Origin of the sequence: Bacillus sp. EKM501B, assembly GCF_011800505.1 — a bacterium.
Lineage (GTDB): Bacteria > Bacillota > Bacilli > Bacillales > Bacillaceae_G > Bacillus_A > Bacillus_A cereus.
The window spans coordinates 423,951-441,843 of the sequence record NZ_JAALFZ010000002.1 but is presented as its reverse complement, the minus strand read 5'-3'; the positions used below and the strand labels follow the sequence as shown (position 1 = coordinate 441,843).

Genomic DNA, 17,893 nt, shown 5'->3' with positions numbered 1-17,893 from the left:
TTAGTACTGGAGGGAAATAAGAATGCGTGTGAATATTACTCTAGCATGTACAGAATGCGGAGATCGTAACTATATCTCAAAGAAAAATAAACGTAACAACGCTGAGCGTATCGAGCTTAAAAAGTATTGCAAGCGTGACAAGAAGTCTACGTTACACCGTGAAACAAAGTAAGCAGTAGGAATATTTTCCTACTGTTTCTTTTTTTATTCGATTCCTATGTTAAAAGTGATACACTATCAGCATAGAGTAAAGTGTCACTGTAAGGGGGAGAATGTGTGAAAGCAGAGAAAGTACGTTTGCGTAAACAAATAATAGAACACATGAATTCTTTATCAGAAGAACAGTATACAACTTTATCAGAACAGATTGCATTTTCGTTGTATGCGCAAAAAGAGTGGGTTGAAGCTAAAACAATTGGAATTACTCTTTCAATGGAAAATGAAGTGAATACATATCCTATTATCGAAAAAGCTTGGGAAGAAGGAAAGAAAGTTGTAGTTCCTAAGTGTAATAAAGGAACAAGAACGATGTCCTTCCGGCAAATTAATAATTTTGATCAATTAGAAACGGTGTATATGAATTTACGTGAACCGATTCCCGGGCTTACGGAAGAAGTGAATATGGATGAAATTGATCTTCAAATTGTCCCAGGCGTAGCTTATACAGAACGAGGAGAGCGAATTGGGTACGGCGGTGGCTATTATGATCGTTATCTCGTGCATTATAAAGGGAAAACGCTGTCATTAGCGTATGATTTTCAAATGGTAAAACACATTCCGGTAGAGCCATTTGATAAAAACATAGAAAAAATTATTACAGAAAAAGGAACACTGCTTACAAATAAGCTTGTATAGACAAATAAAAATTGACGAGACTTTTTCTTCTTGATTATAATAAAATATGTGAACGTTTTCTTATTATAATTTTTTATAGTAAGTGAGCATAGAGGGTGATGAAATGGTATCTATTTATGATATTCAGCAATTGCTAAAGAAATTTGGTACGATTATTTATACGGGAGATCGAATTGCAGATTTACAATTAATGCAAGATGAATTGCGTGAATTAAATCAATCACAGCTAATCGATCCACAAGACTATCAAACAGCTTTATTTTTATTGAAGCAAGAAATTCAAAAAGAGCTAAATAAGAATTAGATAAAGGTAGGTAAGCAACATGGAAGAGAAATGGTTAGTTGGTGTTGACCTTGGTGGTACAACGATTAAATTAGCATTTATTAATGTGTACGGTGAAATTTTACATAAGTGGGAAACCCCTACGAATACAGGTGAGCAAGGAAAACATATTACACTTGATGTTGCGAAAGCAATTGATAAAAAGCTAGAAGAATTAGGCGAATTGAAGAGCAAGTTAATTGGTATTGGTATGGGAGCTCCTGGTCCTGTACATGTGGCGTCTGGAATGATTTATGAAGCGGTTAATTTAGGATGGAAAAACTATCCGCTAAAAGATTTATTAGAAGTAGAAACAGGATTACCTGTTGTTATTGATAATGATGCAAACTTAGCAGCGCTTGGTGAAATGTGGAAAGGTGCTGGTGAAGGTGCAAAAGATTTAATCTGTATGACACTTGGTACGGGCGTTGGTGGTGGTGTAATCGCCAATGGTGAGATTGTACACGGCGTGAGTGGTGCTGCTGGTGAGATTGGACATATTACAGTCGTTACAGAAAATGCTTTCCCATGTAATTGCGGGAAGTCTGGTTGCTTAGAAACAGTAGCATCTGCGACAGGTATTGTACGTGTTGCTATGCAAAAAATACAAGAGACTAATAAAGAGAGCATGTTGCGTTCTATGTTAGCTGAAGAAGGACGTATTACATCAAAAGATGTCTTTGAAGCACTTGGACAAGGTGATGAATTAGCAGGTGAAGTAGTAGAAAAAGTAGCCTCTTATTTAGGATTAGCTGTAGCGAACCTTTCTAGTACATTGAACCCAGAGAAAATTGTTATTGGTGGAGGCGTGTCTAAAGCTGGAGATGCGCTATTAGAACCAATTCAACGCTATTTCGAGCAATATGCTTTCTCACGTGCTGTAAAGAGCACGAAGTTAGCTATTGCAACACTTGGTAATGATGCAGGTGTTATCGGAGGAGCTTGGCTTGTAAAAAAGCACAAATACGAAGCGAAGATGATATAAGTTGTGAAATATGAAAAGAGGAAGGGGGAACCCTTCCTCTTTTTGTGTGAAATCTCGATGAAGAATAAAGTGTAAACGAATTAAGCTGCTGGTGGATACCCGTTATATAGAACAGTCATGATCGTAAACCATCCGAAAACGAGTACAGTTGCAATTGCAAAGCCGCTCGCGAAAAAGTTTTTTTCACGAAGTGTTCTAAGCGTAGCAAATACAGCTAACAGAGTGACAAGTGTAAAAATAATAACAAGGCCCATACAATATCCTCCTCTGTCTACCCATTTCTTATTATGAGTTTTTGGAATATTTACTCTTTTATATTGTACATGTTTTAAAAATGATTGTCGAGATAGCATCCTTTCTTTTCCTCAGAGAAAGAAATGTTGTATCATTAAAAGTAAGTTTAATAACTGGAGGAGATTTTCATATGAAATGGATACAAATGCCGTTAGGCCCATTACAAACAAATGCTTATATTTTAATGAACGATCAAAAAGAGTGCATTATCTTTGACCCTGGTCATGAAGGTGAAAAGCTCGTTACATATTTACAAGAAGAACAATTAAAACCATTAGCTGTTTTATTAACACATGCTCACTTTGATCATATCGGTGCTGTTGATGCGGTAAGAGACACTTTTCATATTCCTGTGTACGTACATAAAGAAGAAGCAGATTGGTTAGGAGATGCAACTGTAAACGGCTCTCAAATTTTTATGATGAACCGCAGTATTACAGCAAAACCAGCGGATCATATTATTGATGCAGAAGGTACATTAACAATTGGATCATTTAATTTTGAAATTTTTGAGACACCAGGACATTCTCCAGGAAGTATTTCTTATTATAGTAAAGAGGCGAATGCTGTATTCTCAGGAGATGTATTGTTCCAAATGAGCATTGGAAGAACAGATTTACCTGGTGGAAGTTTCGCTGAATTAATTGGAAGTATTGAAGAGAAATTATTTGTATTACCAGATGAAACAGCGGTTTTATGTGGACATGGTCCAGAAACAAGCATTGGCTTTGAAAAAGAAAATAATCCGTTTTTACAATAAGGAGTCATTATGGGAATGGAGCTCATTTTAAGAGAATGGATGGGGAAAGAAAAGGATTATTCAATTTCATATAGTACGTATATGAACCTTGTATTGTATACAGAAGGTCATGGATATTATATGAAAGAACGTGAAAAGATTGGAAGACAAGGGGATTTTTTTACAAGTAGCAACGTATCCTCTGTGTTTGCAAAAACTTTTGCTAAACTTTTTATTCGTCTTGTTGAAAATGGTGAAGTTGCTACGAATATTTGTGAAATTGGCGGAGGAACAGGGAAGTTTGCCTATGATGTTTTACAAGAATGGAAGCAATTATCTCCAAAAACCTTTATTGATTTAAACTATTCAATGATTGAAGTGAGCCCTTTTCATAGAAAATTACAGCAGGAGCACCTTGGCTCATTTTCTAATGTATCGTACTATACCTCCTATAGTGAAATGGGAGATTCTTTCGAGGGAATTCTTTTTTCGAATGAGTTGTTTGATGCATTTCCTGTTGAAATAATTGAGAAAAGAAATGGTATGTTGTATGAAGTACGTATTACATATACAGAGGAAGGAAACCTTTCAGAAGTATGTAGGCCGTTAGATAAAAGAATTGGTCGCTATTTATTGAAATATAATATTCATATTGCTGAAGGGCAACGTTTTGAAGTACCAATTGTGATGGAGGAGTATATAAAAGAAATTGCGAAATGGTTTCAAAAAGGTATATGTATTACAGTTGATTATGGATACACAAAAGAAGAATGGATGCATCCAGCACACCGTGAAGGAAGTTTGCGAGGGTATTATCAGCATAAGCTAATACGTAACCCACTAGCGCATCCAGGTGAAATGGATCTTACTACTCATATTCATTGGGACGAGCTAAAGGAGATGTTTAGTATGCAAGGAATGAGTGCAGTATGGCATAAGAAACAATCTGAGTTCTTGTTAGCTGCAGGGATATTAGAACAGCTTACGAGCCATCAAGATACGAATCCTTTTTCTGAAACGCAAAAACAAAATCGAGCAGTTCGTTCTATGATTTTGAATGGAGGAGTAGGGAGTGCATTTGATGTTGTTATACATACAAAAGATATGCAACATTTACATTTGGATCGGTATGTAACAATATAAAAAACAAGACACAGTATATACTGTGTCTTGTTTTTTAATACGACTTATGTAGTATTATATATTTCCTCTCATGATATATATTTATATTAAAGATATGAGATGAAAAATATAGAATACGTTCTTTTTCTTCGATTATTAGTCCCTAACCTAATAATACGCGAACGAGTTGAATGATTGTTTCATTCTCTACTTTGTAATAAATTTCCAATCCTTTTCTTTCACTAGAAACGATTTTAGCGCTTTTTAATTTTGCTAAATGCTGTGAAATTGTAGATTGTGGCATGTTTAAGCCAGTATACATTGTAGAAACGTTGCTTGGACCGCGCTCGATTAATCCTTTTACGATACATAAACGAACAGGATGAGCTAGCACTTTTAATAATTCTGCATTACTTTCATATAGTTCTAATTCTTTTTGAAAGGTTTCTAACATGTTCTTTTCCACCTCCGTGTGAGCTATTATACCATACTATACATACCAAAAATTTAAAGAAAAGAAAATAGTTGTTGCAGAAAAAAAGTCCTAAAGTAAAGAAATTGTAAGAAAAGAGACCCTGATGTAAATAAAATAGGTAAATTAGCATGTTTTTGTAAAATGACATTTTTGGGTGAAAATTTCGATGCGTTTTAAAAATTGAAAGATATAGATATATTTGTAACACAATTTTATCATGATTTTCTTATTCTTTCAAATGAATATACGAAATTTTTAAAATAATATGACAAAGGAATTATAATGATATATATAGAATATAAAACAAGTTAAAAGAAAAGAAGCTGAATGTAATTCGCTTCTTTATGGTGATAATGAAATATTTGCTTACAGCTGATAAATCTTAGGATGATCAAGTCATTAGTCATTTATTCTAAAATTCATCTTTTAGCAACGTTAAAAACCTGTGATTCCATATGTTCTCATAAAAATCAATTGTCTCTTTTGCGGACATAAAAGGATTATTCAACGTAGAGGTTGTTTTCTGTACCATAAAGTTTTCGTATCCTAGTCCGTGGGCAAACTTAATCGTAGCATCCATACAGTACTCTGTTTGGGCGCCACAAAATTCAATGCAATTTACAGATAATTGATCTAAAATTTCTTTTAAGTTTGTTTTATAAAATGAATTTGCATGTGTTTTTCTTACAAAAAAATCTTGTTCTTGAACATCTAGATCGGTATGAATAGCCCAAAGTTCTTTCTCGGGTACTAAATCATCATCACAATGTTGAACAAAAAGGATTGGTTTATTTAATTTTCTGTATGAATAAATTCTTTTATTTACTTTTGTTAGTAAGTTCTGTAAATCAAATAAATGCTCCTCGCTATAACATACGCCATTTTGTAAATCGATAACGATTAAAATATCTGAACAAATATCCATTATTTTCACCCCTTTTTATTTCTTAATATATCAATTAATCCATTATTTAGAAATAGATGATATACTTTTATTTTTTTATGGACTATAAGAAAAGAAGAAATTCAAATGAATATAACTAAAACGCAGAAAAAGAAGATATGAAAACCTAATCTCATATCTTCTTTTTCTCTATGCATTTACAGGTTCTTCTACATAAGAAAGGGCATTTTCAAAATCGGATATTAAATCGTTAACATTTTCAAGACCGACTGATAACCGAAGTAATGAATTAGAGATTCCTCTTTCATCACGAGCTTCTTGCGACAGTGCTGCATGTGACATTTTTGCTGGATAAGAAAGAATTGACTCTACAGCTCCTAAACTAACTGCAAAAACAGGTAATTTTACTTTTGATAAAAATTGGCGGAGTGCATCTTCTGACTGCAAAGTAAACGATAAGACCGCTCCAGCTGATGTTGCTTGAGATTGTTGAATATCAAATCCGAGATGTGTTTGTAATCCCGGATAATAGACATTTTGTACTTTAGCGTGCTCTTGTAAATAATGTGCGATTTTATTGGCATTTTTAGCTGAATGCTCGAGGCGTACGTGCAATGTTTTTAGACCGCGAAGTACGAGAGAACAATCTTGAGGTCCTAAAATAGCACCGAATGCATTTTGTAAAAATCCAAGCTTTTGAGCGAGTTCTGCATCTTTTACTACTGCTAATCCTGCAGTAACATCACTATGACCAGCAATAAATTTTGTAGCACTATGAAGAACGACATCAGCTCCAAGTTCAAGTGGTTTTTGGAATAGTGGTGTCAAAAATGTATTATCAACAAAAGTAAGAGCGCCAATAGATTTTGCGAGTTTAGAAACCTCGCGAATATCTGTCACTTTTAAAAGTGGGTTAGAAGGTGTTTCTACATAAAAGAGCTTTGTATTTGGTTTCATGTTTTGTTTTATTTCTTCTAAATTGGTCATATCAACAAATGTATGTGAAACACCGTAACGGGAGAGTACCTCAGTTATCACTCGGTAAGTGCCTCCGTACACATCTTCTGAAATGAGTACGTGATCACCTTGTGAAAGAAGGAGGAATGCAGTGGAAATCGCTGCAATGCCTGATGCAAAGGCGAATCCTTTTGTTCCGCCTTCTAATAAAGCAATGATATCTTCAAGAGCTTCACGAGTTGGATTTCCTGACCTGCTATAGTCATATTTTCCGAACGTATCTACATCAAACTGGTGAAAAGTTGATGTGTTATAAATAGGAACGTTCACAGCGCCTGTTTGCGAGTCATGTTTATATTGGTTGTGTAGTAAGAGTGTATCTATAGAATAGCTCATATTCTTACACCTTCTTTTACGAGTTTAATGGCTTGCTTTAAGTCTTGAATTAAATCGTTACTATTTTCAATGCCAACTGAGAATCGAAGAAGACGATTGCATACGCCGTTTGCTGTTCTAATTTCTTCAGGAATATCAGCATGTGTTTGCGTTGCTGGATAAGTCATTAAACTTTCTACACCACCAAGACTTTCGGCAAATGTAATTAAGGATAAAGATTGTAAGAATGGATTAATCCAAGCTTCATCTTTAAGGCGGAATGAAATCATGCCGCCTCTTCCTGGATAAAATACATCTGTCACCCCGTCTTCATCATTTAAATACGCAACAACTGCTTTCGCATTTTCTTCATGTTGTCTCATGCGAAGCGCTAACGTTTTCATACCGCGAATTAATAACCATGAGTCAAATGGGCTTAAAACTGCACCTGATGCATTATGATAATGAGCGATTTCCTCGCAAAGTTCCTTTCCTTTTGCAACGACAAGCCCGCTTAGTACATCGTTATGTCCCCCTAAATATTTCGTTGCGCTATGAAGTACAATGTCAGCACCTTCTGTTAATGGTTGCTGTATATAAGGTGTGTAGAATGTGTTGTCTACAATAAGAAGTAGTCCGTGCCTTTTCGCTACAGTTGCGACAGCAGCAATATCAGTAACTTGCATTAATGGATTAGTTGGAGTTTCTATGAAAATAGCCTTCGTTTCAGTTGTGATAGCTTGCTCAATTTGTTTAATAGACTGTGTATTTACGTATCTACATCGAACATTCCACTTTTTTTCATGCTCAGAAAATAATCGATACGTTCCCCCGTATAAATCTTCAGATACAATAAGTTCGTCTCCAGAGCGGAATAGAGAAAGGACGAGGAGAACAGCCGCCATCCCTGAACTACAGGCATAACCTTGTTCGCCATATTCTAAGTCTGCAATCGCCTGTTCTAAAAGACCGCGAGTTGGATTGCCAGTTCGTGAATAGTCAAAGCCAGTAGATTTACCAATTCCTTCGTGGCGATAAGCGGTTGAGAAATAAACTGGTGGATTAACCGTTCCAGTTGTAGTTTCACTACGATTTCCGATTTGTGCTAGTTTTGTTTCGATTGTTGACATGTGAAAATTCCTCCTTTTTAAATTGAAACATTAAGTGAATATAAAATAAAAAAAGCCTTCTAAGAAGAAGGCTTTCGGTTTGAATAGAGTCTTCTTCTCATCTGTCAAATCTTTCACAATTTGCTGGAATTAGCACCTTATTAACAAAATGTTAATGGTTGCTGAGGCGTCACAGGGCCAGTCCCTCTACCTCTCTAGATAAGAATGTTCGTATGAAATTTTTATTATGTTTTTAACTTTACAATAAAAGATAATTGAATTGCAACTTTATTTTAAATAATTTTTATTTTTCCGCAAGTGTCATTGACTTTTAATTTTGTGCATGCTAAATTTATTAAAAAATTAACAAACATTGTTAAAAGGGGAACGCATTTCCTTTTAGCTACATAAATAAAATAATAAAGACAACTCTTATTGAGAGCGGTGGAGGGAAAGGCCCTGTGAAACCCGGCAACCTTCAAACGAAATGTTTGAAACGGTGCTAATACCTGCAAAACGAATGTTTTGCATAATAAGAGGAGGAACAATTATGTCCCCCTCTTCAAAGTGAAGAGGGGGTTTTTATATTGATAGAAATGAGGGAGATTCGTGAAATTACTAGATTTATTATCAAAAGGAATTGTAATAGGTGATGGTGCGGTTGGAACGTTATTGCATTCACATGGTTTGCAAAGTAGCTTTGAAGAATTGAACGTATCTGATCCAGATCTAATTATATCCATTCATAAACAATATGTAGCTGCTGGAGCAGATGTAATTCAAACGAATACGTATGGAGCAAATGAGGCGAAATTACGTATGTATGGTTTAGAAAATCAAGTTACAAAAATTAATAGAGCGGCAGTGAAATTGGCGAAAGCATCTGTGACAGATAAAAATGCAATTTTAGGAACAATTGGTGGTATGAAACATATCGGAGCTGTTACAACGACTGATATGGAAAGGGAGTTTATATTACTTGAACAGGCGGGGGCTTTACTAGAAGAACAGGTTGATGGATTACTATTAGAAACTTTTTATGATGAATTTGAATTACTTCATGCTGTTAAAGTGTTGCGTAAGCAAACGAATATTCCGATTGTTGCGCAATTAGCGTTACATGAAGCAGGTGCGACTCAAAATGGAAATGATGTCAATGAAATATTAAAGCAGTTTATAGATTACGGTGCAAATGTTGTTGGATTGAATTGTCAACTGGGGCCGCTTCATATGACGGAAGCTTTCAAAATGATATCGATTCCGCAAAATGGCTATTTATCAGCATACCCAAATGCAGGTCTCCCGAATTATGTAGAGGGACGTTACGTATATGAGGGAAGTCCAGCTTATTTTGAAGCAATGACACCGAAATTTATTGAGCAAGGTATTCGGTTATTGGGTGGCTGTTGTGGTACGACTCCAGAACATATTCAAAGTATGAAGCGCGCTGTTGCGAATATTACCCCTGTAATAGAAAAAGAAACGATTCAAAGGCCAAAAGTCGTTCATACGCATGAGAAACGTTCGAAGGCTCACGTCACTCTAGCAGAGAAAGCAAAAAAACAAACGACAGTTGTAGTGGAATTAGATCCACCGAAAACGTTAGATACACAGCGTTTTTTTGAAGGAGCAAGAGCGTTAAAAAGAGCGGGAGCAGATGCTATTACTCTAGCAGATAATTCATTAGCATCGCCTCGTGTCTCTAATATGGCGATGGGTGCGTTATTAACGAAGCATGATATCCCAGTATTGACGCATTTAACGTGTAGAGATCATAACGTCATTGGACTACAATCTCATTTGTTAGGTTTATCGGCGTTAGGGATGGAAGAAGTGTTAGCTTTAACTGGTGATCCAGCGCGCGTTGGTGATTTTCCCGGTGCCACTTCTGTATATGATTTATCCTCTATTGAGCTTATTAAAATGATTAAAGAAATGAACGATGGACGTTCAATTTTAGGGAAATCAATTGGACCGGCGACAAGGTTTTCTGTAGGCGGCGCATTTAATCCTCACGTGAGGCACTTAAAAGCAGCGGTTAAGCGAATGGAACGAAAAATAGATGCTGGAGCGGAGTATTTTTTAACTCAGCCAATTTACGATATCAAGTTAATTGAAGAAGTGTATGAAGCGACAAAGCATTTGGAACAACCTATTTTTATTGGAATTATGCCGTTAGTAAGTAAGCGGAATGCAGATTTTCTTCATTTTGAGGTGCCGGGTATTACTCTTCCTGAAGAAATAAGAGAGAGAATGGATGGACATGAAACGAAAGAGGCAGCAATTGAGGAAGGGATTCGCATTTCACAAGAATTGGTCGACGCAGCGATGAAATATTTTAATGGTATTTATCTTATTACACCATTTTTAAAGTATGAAATTACAGAACATCTTGTTAAATATGTAAGAGAAAAGCAAGAAGTGAAAGAAGGTATTAATTGATGAAGTGTATAGAAGAAAAATTGAAAAATAGCATTTTAATATTAGATGGTGCAATGGGGACAATGATTCAGCAAGAGGATTTAACTGCTGAAGATTTCGGAGGAGAAGAGTACGAGGGCTGTAATGAATATTTAGTGGAAACAAGACCAGACGTTATTTTAAAGATTCATAAAGCTTATATTGAAGCTGGAGCGGATATTATTGAAACAAATACATTTGGGGCAACGAATATTGTACTAAGTGATTATGAGCTGTCTCATTTAGATGAAGAACTAAATGAAAAGGCAGCACTTTTGGCGAAGCAAGCTGTTAAAGAAAGCGGGAATGAAGTATATGTTGCGGGAGCGATGGGACCAACAACGAAAGCAATTAGTGTTACTGGTGGTGTGACTTTTGAAGAATTGATTGAGGCTTATACAAGGCAGGCACGAGGATTATTAAAAGGAGAAGTTGATGTATTACTCGTTGAGACGAGTCAAGATATGCGTAACGTGAAAGCAGCTTATATTGGAATTCAAGCTGCTTTTGAAGAACTGAAAAAAACGGTTCCTATTATGATTTCAGGTACGATTGAGCCAATGGGAACGACTCTGGCTGGGCAAACAATTGAAGCTTTTTATTTATCAGTAGAACATATGAAACCATTATCTGTTGGGTTAAACTGTGCGACTGGTCCGGAGTTTATGAGGGACCATATTCGTTCACTATCTGATTTATCGGAGTGTTACATTTCTTGTTATCCAAATGCAGGTCTTCCTGATGAAGATGGACATTACCATGAATCTCCATCTTCTCTTGCTGAAAAGGTGAAGCGATTTGCTGAAGAAGGGTGGGTTAATATTATTGGTGGTTGTTGTGGCACGACACCAGAACATATAAAAGCAATGAAATCCGCGCTAGCATCTCTTAAGCCTCGTGACCATCATGAGAGAGAAGGACATGGAATTAGTGGATTAGAAGCACTGCAATATGATGAGTCTATGAGACCGTTATTTGTAGGTGAAAGAACGAATGTTATTGGGTCACGTAAATTTAAACGATTAGTAGCAGAAGGGAAATTTGAAGAGGCTGCTGAAGTGGCAAGAGCGCAAGTGAAGAAAAATGCTCATATTATTGATATTTGTATGGCAGATCCTGATCGCGATGAAATAGAAGATATGGAAAACTTCTTAGCAGAAGTTACGAAAGTTTTAAAAGTACCGATTATGATTGATTCAACAGATGAAAATGTGATGGAGCGAGCTCTTACTTATATTCAAGGAAAAGCTGTTATTAATTCAATTAATTTAGAAGATGGAGAAGAACGATTTAAAAAAGTGACACCGCTTCTTCAGAAGTATGGTGCTGCTATAGTTGTAGGAACAATTGATGAAGACGGTATGGCGGTTAGTGCGGAGCGAAAGATAGAAATTGCGAAAAGAAGCTATGAATTACTTACAAAGAAGTATGGGATACGCCCGTCAGATATTATTTTTGATGCACTTGTGTTTCCGGTAGGGACAGGTGATGAAGAATATATTGGTTCAGCAGCAGCGACTATAGAAGGAATTCGCCTTATTAAAGAAGCGTTACCAGAGTGTTTAACGATTTTAGGGGTAAGTAACATATCATTTGGTTTACCACCGGCTGGACGTGAGGTATTAAATTCAGTCTTTTTATATCATGCTACGAAAGCAGGGTTAGATTACGCGATTGTGAATACGGAAAAATTAGAACGCTATGCGTCGATTCCAGAGGAAGAAAAACGCCTTGCAGATGCACTACTGTTTGAAACGACGAAAGAGACGTTAGAAGAATTTACAAACTTTTACCGAGTTGCTAAAAAGAAAGATATCGTTGTGCAAGAAACGTTAACGCTTGATGAAAGACTAGCAAATTATATTGTAGAAGGTACGAAACAAGGATTACACGAGGATTTAAGTCTTGCGCTTGAAGAAGGAAGAAAACCTCTTGATATTATTAACGGTCCGCTTATGACAGGGATGGATGAGGTAGGACGACTATTTAATAATAATGAACTTATTGTTGCTGAAGTATTGCAAAGTGCTGAAAGTATGAAAGCTGCTGTAAGCTATTTAGAGCCACATATGGAATCTAGTGATAGTGCGAAAAAAGGGAAAGTATTATTAGCAACTGTAAAAGGTGACGTGCATGATATTGGGAAAAATCTCGTTGAAATTATTTTAGCAAATAACGGATATGAGATTATTAATTTAGGAATTAATGTACGTTCGGATCGAATTGTTCAAGAAGTACAAGAAAAGAAGCCGGATATTATAGGCCTTTCCGGTTTATTAGTAAAATCAGCGCAACAAATGGTAACGACTGCTGAAGATTTAAAAGCAGCAAATATTGATGTTCCCATTGTTGTAGGTGGTGCAGCGTTAACGAGAAAGTTTACAGATAATCGGATTTCACCATCATATAAAGGGCTCGTTTGTTATGCGAGTGATGCGATGACGGGGCTCGATATTATTAATAAGCTTCAAAAAGAAGAAGAGCGTGAGAAGATGAAACAGGATAAAAAAGAACGTCATCTTCATATCGTAAAAAAAGAGGAGAAGAAAGTAGAAATTCCAGCAGTAATTGAGCCATTACCGAAGGCTGAAGTTATCGTGCCTGATTCAACAAAACGAATTGTATTACGCGATATTCCGGCCCTTCATCTCGCTCCATTTTTAAATAGACAAATGCTACTTGGGCATCACCTTGGATTAAAAGGAAATGTGAAGAAGCTTTTGAAAGAGGGAGATAAGAGAGCACATGAATTAAATGATTTAATAGATGAATTATTGCAGGAAGGACAATCTTGGTTAAAGCCGAAAGCAGTGTATCAATTTTTCCCAGCGCAAAGCGACGGACAAAACATTGTAATATATGATCCAGAAGATCATACGCGTGTTATAGAGCGTTTCACATTCCCTAGACAAGGAAAGGCTCCCTATCGTACTTTAGGTGATTATTTGCGCCCAATAGGAGATGAGATGGACTATGTTGCTTTCTTATCTGTTACGGTTGGGGAAGGAGTTCGGGACATTGCTGAAGAGTGGAAGGCGAAAGGTGATTACTTACGTAGTCATGCCATTCAATCGTTAGCGCTTGAATTAGCGGAAGGACTTGCTGAAAAAACACATATGCTCATTCGTGACCGCTGGGGCATTCCGGACTCACCTGAACTGACGATGGAAGAACGTTTCCGTACGAAATATAGAGGAATACGAGTGTCATTTGGTTATCCGGCGTGTCCAGAACTTGCAGATCAAGAAAAGCTATTTCGCTTAATTCATCCAGAGGAAATAGGTATTTCATTAACAGAAGGATTCATGATGGAGCCAGAAGCGTCCGTAACGGCTATGGTATTTTCTCACCCTGAGGCAAGATATTTTAGTGTATTATAGTCTAGAAGGGGGAGACGTATGAAGAAAATAGTCTTTACAGGTGGCGGTTCGGCAGGACATGTAACACCTAATTTAGCCATTATCCCATATTTACAGGAAGACAACTGGGATATCTCTTATATTGGTTCTCATCAAGGTATTGAGAAAACGATTATAGAAAAGGAAGGCATTCCCTACTATAGTATTTCGAGTGGAAAGCTACGTCGTTATTTTGATTTGAAAAATATAAAAGATCCTTTTCTTGTAATGAAGGGTGTTATGGATGCGTATGTAAGGATTCGAAAACTAAAACCAGATGTAATTTTTTCAAAAGGCGGTTTCGTATCTGTACCAGTCGTAATTGGAGGATGGCTAAATAGAGTACCAGTTTTATTACATGAATCTGATATGACACCAGGACTAGCAAATAAAATTGCGCTTCGTTTTGCTTCGAAAATATTTGTTACATTTGAAGAAGCAGCGAAACATTTACCGAAAGAAAAAGTAATATATACGGGATCTCCTGTACGTGAAGAAGTGCTGAAGGGAAATCGTGAAAAAGGTTTAGCGTTTTTAGGTTTTTCACGTAAAAAGCCAGTTATTACGATTATGGGAGGCAGCTTGGGCGCGAAAAAAATTAATGATACGGCTCGAGAAGCATTACCAGAACTTCTTAAAAAATATCAAATTGTTCACCTTTGCGGAAAAGGTAACCTTGATGAAAGTTTACAAAATAAAGAAGGATATAGACAATTTGAATATGTACATGGAGAACTGCCAGATATATTAGCGGTAACAGATTTTGTTATTTCACGCGCGGGCTCCAACGCAATTTTTGAATTTTTAACATTACAAAAGCCGATGGTTTTAATTCCATTATCGAAATTTGCAAGCCGTGGAGATCAAATATTAAATGCAGAGTCCTTTGAAAGGCAAGGGTATGCCTCCGTATTATATGAAGAAGATGTAACTGTAAAATCTCTTATAAAGTATGTCGAAGAATTGAATCAAAATAATGAGAAGTATAAAACAGCACTAAAAAAATATAATGGAAAAGAAGCAATTAAAACAATCATTCAAAATATTTCAGAGGCATGATGAAACAATCATGCCTCTTTTAGTAGGGTGAAAGATTCCAAGAATTGATATTTTTATGTTACAATAAAGTGAAACTTTAATCAGTTGGGTTCATCCCACATCTAACTTCTTTACTGTTACTAAATTTTGAGGAGGTAGTCTTACTGCCCTCAAATAGCGGGATAACAAATGGGTTAATAGGGAAATTCCAATTAATGAGGCGTGAAAATACGAATGGATTAGGAGTGACTGTGTTGGAGCTAAGTCTCTATGAAAATACTGCACTTATTATATGCTTTGTGTTGTACGTTGGTAGTGTTATTGTTTATATTTCAAGGAAATTTTCGCAAGAAAGAGAGCTTGAAAAGTCAGAGATAACAGCTGAACTAGAAATGTTAGCTGATGAAAGTTATAAAAAACAAAAAATAAAAGAAGACCATGAAGCATCCCATCATTTAAACGCAAATAAGTTTTAAAGATGGGGATTTTTTTTGAAGTTGTTCTTTATTATAGCTATAACAAATAACGCTAAAAAGGAGTTTCCCCATACACAATGAAGGAGTGTATATAAATGAATTTTTATATCGCCTCAGGTTTCCAAAATAAACATCTTGTACATTCCGTAGCAAATGAACTGAAACATGCAGGATGGCACCATACATATGATTGGACCAAAAACGAAAGAGCAGCGAATGAAGAACAATTAAGAGAAATTGGTCAGGCAGAACGAAATGCTGTAAAAGAAGCGGATGTATTTTTACTTATATTAGATGGCGGAAACGGGAGCCATACAGAGTTTGGAATGGCGATTGCACTAGAGAAAACGATATATGTATATCATGCAGGAAACCCGCTCCAAACAACGTTCTATCACTTGCCAGAAATAAATATTTTTGAAGGAGATGTAGCTGAGTTTGCATCTTTTGTTATGAATCATGTGAAATAATAGTAACTACCTAAAAGGTTATAAAAGTGATCTTTTGGGTACAGTGATGATAAGAAACGTATATAAAGGAGTACATAATATGAAATTAGAAAATGGATGGGAAACGAGCTTTTTAGAAGTCGTACAAAATAGTGAATTTAAGAGAGAGGCACTTCTTAGTCAATTGCTTTGTCAGGATAGTGAAGAAGTAGAAGAGCTTGTGGATGATTACGGCTACGAAGAACTTGTTGAACGTGAACATGATGATGAGTTAGCTGAAATCTTAGGAGAAGAACTTTTTAGTGAGATAGAACGCCAAGTATTCTTATCTTCAAACCCAGAAGAAAAACTTATTTCATTCGTCAATGGATTAGGTTTTCATGTGCTAGATTGGATCGTTCTTCTTGAAACAGAATTTGGCATTGATAGTGCAAACTTTACATCAGATGCTGTGAAGGTGTTAGAAAAGCGTTTCAGACAGTTTCCATACATAGAGGACAAGACAATTTTTGATATGACATTTGGAGAATCAATGGATGTATTAGAATCTGTTACAGGATTACAACTAAAGGAAAAGATGAACGTATAATGAAAAAAGAACGTGATTGGATCACGTTCTTTTTTTACATAATAATAATTTTATCATCTAGTTTTGTCTGCCCGGTAAGAAGTGCGTTTAAATATTCCACTTTTCTTATACAAGCTTGTATATGTCTTTCAATCTCTTGTAACTCTGCTTGGTGATGCGTTTCAATTGGATGAATTTGTACGTTGAATTTTTCAAATTGACTACTATATGTTATTTCTGCATAGCCGCTCATAATATCGGTTTCGTTATGAAATAAAAATTGCTTCGTTTTGTCACAGAATGATACATCCTGAAAGCCATATACTTTTAGTGCTTCAATTACTTTTTTAATCATTTTTGTATTCATTTTTTAACCCTCTTTACGAAGTTCTACTTATATATTATAACATAAAAAATTACATAGAAAGCGCTTCCAAGTGTATTTTATTATAAACTTTACGTTTCAATCACAAAAATGAAACAAAGAAAAAATAATTGTAAAGAAGGAAGGACTCTTTTATTGTTTCGTCATATATATAGAGAAATAGTGCAATGAAAGGAAATTTTCCGAGGTGGAGATCGTATTTCCAATTTGAGCGCAGTAAAAGAGGTGAGAATTTTGAACTTTGATATTGTAGGACAAAAAGCATATATAAAAGATGGACCGCATCGGAACCGAATTGGAATTGTAAAGAAAAACGAGACAAAATTAGCATCGCAGTTTGCTATTGTAATTGGAGAACAAATCATTGATGTAGAGCTAAAGGATATCGTGTTAGTTGGAGTAGACGTAGGACAATTTCATAAATGGTGCGAACAAAATGGTTATTTGTGAAAAGGACGGGCTGTGAGATAATGAAATATATTTGAGGAAAGAGGATATGTTATCATATTCTCTTTTTCTATGTTTCAGGAGGCGAAAATGAAATATAAAGAACAGGAGTTTACGTTGGAGTTAAAAGAGAACATTCAATGTATGGAGAAGGAAATAGAGCGAATATCACTTAAACTGCATAAAGAGTATGCGCATTTATACATAGAAAAACACATGGAATTAGATATGGGATTTGCAAGAGAAAAAGAGAATCCCTTTGAGGTGGGTTATTATTCATCAGTTGCCATAGCTATATTAGATGAAGAAAAAGGATGATTGAATTTCACTATATTCCAATTTGGAAATGCGAAAGAATCTTTTTAGGAATGTCAATTCAATCAAACATTTTTGGGAGTAAGAAAGTAGGGGAACTTGTTGATGAATCTTGTTATGAGATTGAGGAGGAGTTAAAAGAGCAACTAGAAGAATACTTGGAGTAAGAATTCTCAAGATAAAATCTATAAAGAGGGAACGGAATAAAAAAGACGCTAAC

At 35.7% G+C, this 17,893-nt stretch carries 19 protein-coding genes, 1 pseudogene and 2 riboswitches; of the genes and pseudogenes, 14 read left to right on the top strand and 6 right to left on the bottom strand.

The genetic code is table 11. The annotated features are described in order from the left end of the window. Positions 1–22 precede the first annotated feature (22 nt). From rpmG to glcK, 4 genes are all read left to right on the top strand, one after another. Positions 23–172: a 50S ribosomal protein L33 gene (gene rpmG / locus HFD78_RS07100; RefSeq protein ID WP_001265616.1), complete on the top strand. Its 150-nt coding sequence runs from the start codon at positions 23–25 to the stop codon at positions 170–172. A 104-nt stretch (positions 173–276) separates the two neighbouring features. After that, positions 277–855, top strand: coding sequence for a 5-formyltetrahydrofolate cyclo-ligase (locus tag HFD78_RS07095; protein ID WP_000642751.1), 579 nt, complete (start codon positions 277–279; stop codon positions 853–855). 103 nt (positions 856–958) lie between these two features. Next, complete coding sequence (locus HFD78_RS07090) at positions 959–1,159, top strand: YqgQ family protein (RefSeq protein ID WP_000253699.1); 201 nt, start codon at positions 959–961, stop codon at positions 1,157–1,159. 19 nt (positions 1,160–1,178) lie between these two features. Beyond that, positions 1,179–2,162 carry a glucokinase gene (gene glcK, locus HFD78_RS07085; RefSeq protein WP_191968057.1) on the top strand — a complete coding sequence of 328 codons (984 nt, stop codon included), beginning with the start codon at positions 1,179–1,181 and terminating at the stop codon, positions 2,160–2,162. An 80-nt stretch (positions 2,163–2,242) separates the two neighbouring features. Here glcK and HFD78_RS07080 read toward each other — a convergent pair whose 3' ends face one another. Further along, on the bottom strand, positions 2,243–2,416 hold the full coding sequence (locus HFD78_RS07080; RefSeq protein WP_000524852.1) for a DUF2759 domain-containing protein: 174 nt from the start codon (positions 2,414–2,416) through the stop codon (positions 2,243–2,245). A gap of 170 nt (positions 2,417–2,586) precedes the next feature. Between HFD78_RS07080 and HFD78_RS07075 the strand changes: the two genes are divergently transcribed. Both HFD78_RS07075 and HFD78_RS07070 read left to right on the top strand, forming a co-directional pair. After that, the gene (locus HFD78_RS07075) at positions 2,587–3,216 is read left to right on the top strand and encodes an MBL fold metallo-hydrolase (RefSeq protein ID WP_000871233.1); all 630 of its coding nucleotides are present in this window, start codon (positions 2,587–2,589) and stop codon (positions 3,214–3,216) included. Positions 3,217–3,225: 9 nt separating this feature from the next. Continuing rightward, positions 3,226–4,338, top strand: a complete 1,113-nt coding sequence (locus HFD78_RS07070) for a class I SAM-dependent methyltransferase (protein ID WP_000525156.1) — start codon at positions 3,226–3,228, stop codon at positions 4,336–4,338. Between the two features lie 142 nt (positions 4,339–4,480). On the opposite strand, the gene HFD78_RS07065 is transcribed toward HFD78_RS07070, so the two are convergent. From HFD78_RS07065 to metI, 4 genes are all read right to left on the bottom strand, one after another. Beyond that, positions 4,481–4,771 carry an ArsR/SmtB family transcription factor gene (locus HFD78_RS07065; RefSeq protein ID WP_000894377.1) on the bottom strand — a complete coding sequence of 97 codons (291 nt, stop codon included), beginning with the start codon at positions 4,769–4,771 and terminating at the stop codon, positions 4,481–4,483. A gap of 433 nt (positions 4,772–5,204) precedes the next feature. Continuing rightward, positions 5,205–5,717: a cysteine hydrolase family protein gene (locus HFD78_RS07060; RefSeq protein ID WP_000350341.1), complete on the bottom strand. Its 513-nt coding sequence runs from the start codon at positions 5,715–5,717 to the stop codon at positions 5,205–5,207. Between the two features lie 168 nt (positions 5,718–5,885). Next, on the bottom strand, positions 5,886–7,049 hold the full coding sequence (gene metC / locus HFD78_RS07055; RefSeq protein ID WP_000122301.1) for a cystathionine beta-lyase: 1,164 nt from the start codon (positions 7,047–7,049) through the stop codon (positions 5,886–5,888). After that, on the bottom strand, positions 7,046–8,158 hold the full coding sequence (metI, locus tag HFD78_RS07050; RefSeq protein WP_000103889.1) for a cystathionine gamma-synthase/O-acetylhomoserine thiolyase: 1,113 nt from the start codon (positions 8,156–8,158) through the stop codon (positions 7,046–7,048). Before metI ends, metC begins: the two co-directional genes overlap by 4 nt. A 94-nt stretch (positions 8,159–8,252) precedes the next feature. Next, a riboswitch (SAM riboswitch) is annotated at positions 8,253–8,363 on the bottom strand. A gap of 203 nt (positions 8,364–8,566) precedes the next feature. Next, a riboswitch (SAM riboswitch) is annotated at positions 8,567–8,676 on the top strand. A gap of 70 nt (positions 8,677–8,746) precedes the next feature. Here metI and HFD78_RS07045 point away from each other — a divergent pair. From HFD78_RS07045 to HFD78_RS07020, 6 genes are all read left to right on the top strand, one after another. After that, on the top strand, positions 8,747–10,579 hold the full coding sequence (locus tag HFD78_RS07045) for a bifunctional homocysteine S-methyltransferase/methylenetetrahydrofolate reductase (protein ID WP_191968056.1): 1,833 nt from the start codon (positions 8,747–8,749) through the stop codon (positions 10,577–10,579). Beyond that, positions 10,579–13,977, top strand: coding sequence for a methionine synthase (gene metH, locus HFD78_RS07040; protein ID WP_044584861.1), 3,399 nt, complete (start codon positions 10,579–10,581; stop codon positions 13,975–13,977). Before HFD78_RS07045 ends, metH begins: the two co-directional genes overlap by 1 nt. 18 nt (positions 13,978–13,995) lie before the next feature. After that, a complete protein-coding gene (gene murG / locus HFD78_RS07035) occupies positions 13,996–15,054 on the top strand; it encodes an undecaprenyldiphospho-muramoylpentapeptide beta-N-acetylglucosaminyltransferase (RefSeq protein ID WP_000724777.1) in 1,059 nt (352 codons plus the stop codon). A 194-nt stretch (positions 15,055–15,248) separates the two neighbouring features. Next, positions 15,249–15,509: a DUF3966 domain-containing protein gene (locus HFD78_RS07030; protein WP_001250699.1), complete on the top strand. Its 261-nt coding sequence runs from the start codon at positions 15,249–15,251 to the stop codon at positions 15,507–15,509. 95 nt (positions 15,510–15,604) lie between these two features. Beyond that, positions 15,605–15,979 (top strand): nucleoside 2-deoxyribosyltransferase, encoded by a 375-nt coding sequence (locus tag HFD78_RS07025; RefSeq protein WP_001012333.1) that lies wholly within the window; start codon positions 15,605–15,607, stop codon positions 15,977–15,979. 79 nt (positions 15,980–16,058) lie between these two features. Beyond that, a complete protein-coding gene (locus tag HFD78_RS07020; protein WP_139847816.1) occupies positions 16,059–16,547 on the top strand; it encodes a hypothetical protein in 489 nt (162 codons plus the stop codon). A 34-nt stretch (positions 16,548–16,581) separates the two neighbouring features. Here HFD78_RS07020 and HFD78_RS07015 read toward each other — a convergent pair whose 3' ends face one another. Next, positions 16,582–16,893 carry a hypothetical protein gene (locus tag HFD78_RS07015; RefSeq protein WP_001093237.1) on the bottom strand — a complete coding sequence of 104 codons (312 nt, stop codon included), beginning with the start codon at positions 16,891–16,893 and terminating at the stop codon, positions 16,582–16,584. 252 nt (positions 16,894–17,145) lie between these two features. Between HFD78_RS07015 and HFD78_RS07010 the strand changes: the two genes are divergently transcribed. Next, complete coding sequence (locus HFD78_RS07010) at positions 17,146–17,361, top strand: DUF3912 family protein (protein ID WP_001008326.1); 216 nt, start codon at positions 17,146–17,148, stop codon at positions 17,359–17,361. Positions 17,362–17,448: 87 nt separating this feature from the next. Beyond that, positions 17,449–17,840 (top strand): annotated as a pseudogene (locus HFD78_RS29400) (hypothetical protein). Positions 17,841–17,893: the final 53 nt, after the last annotated feature.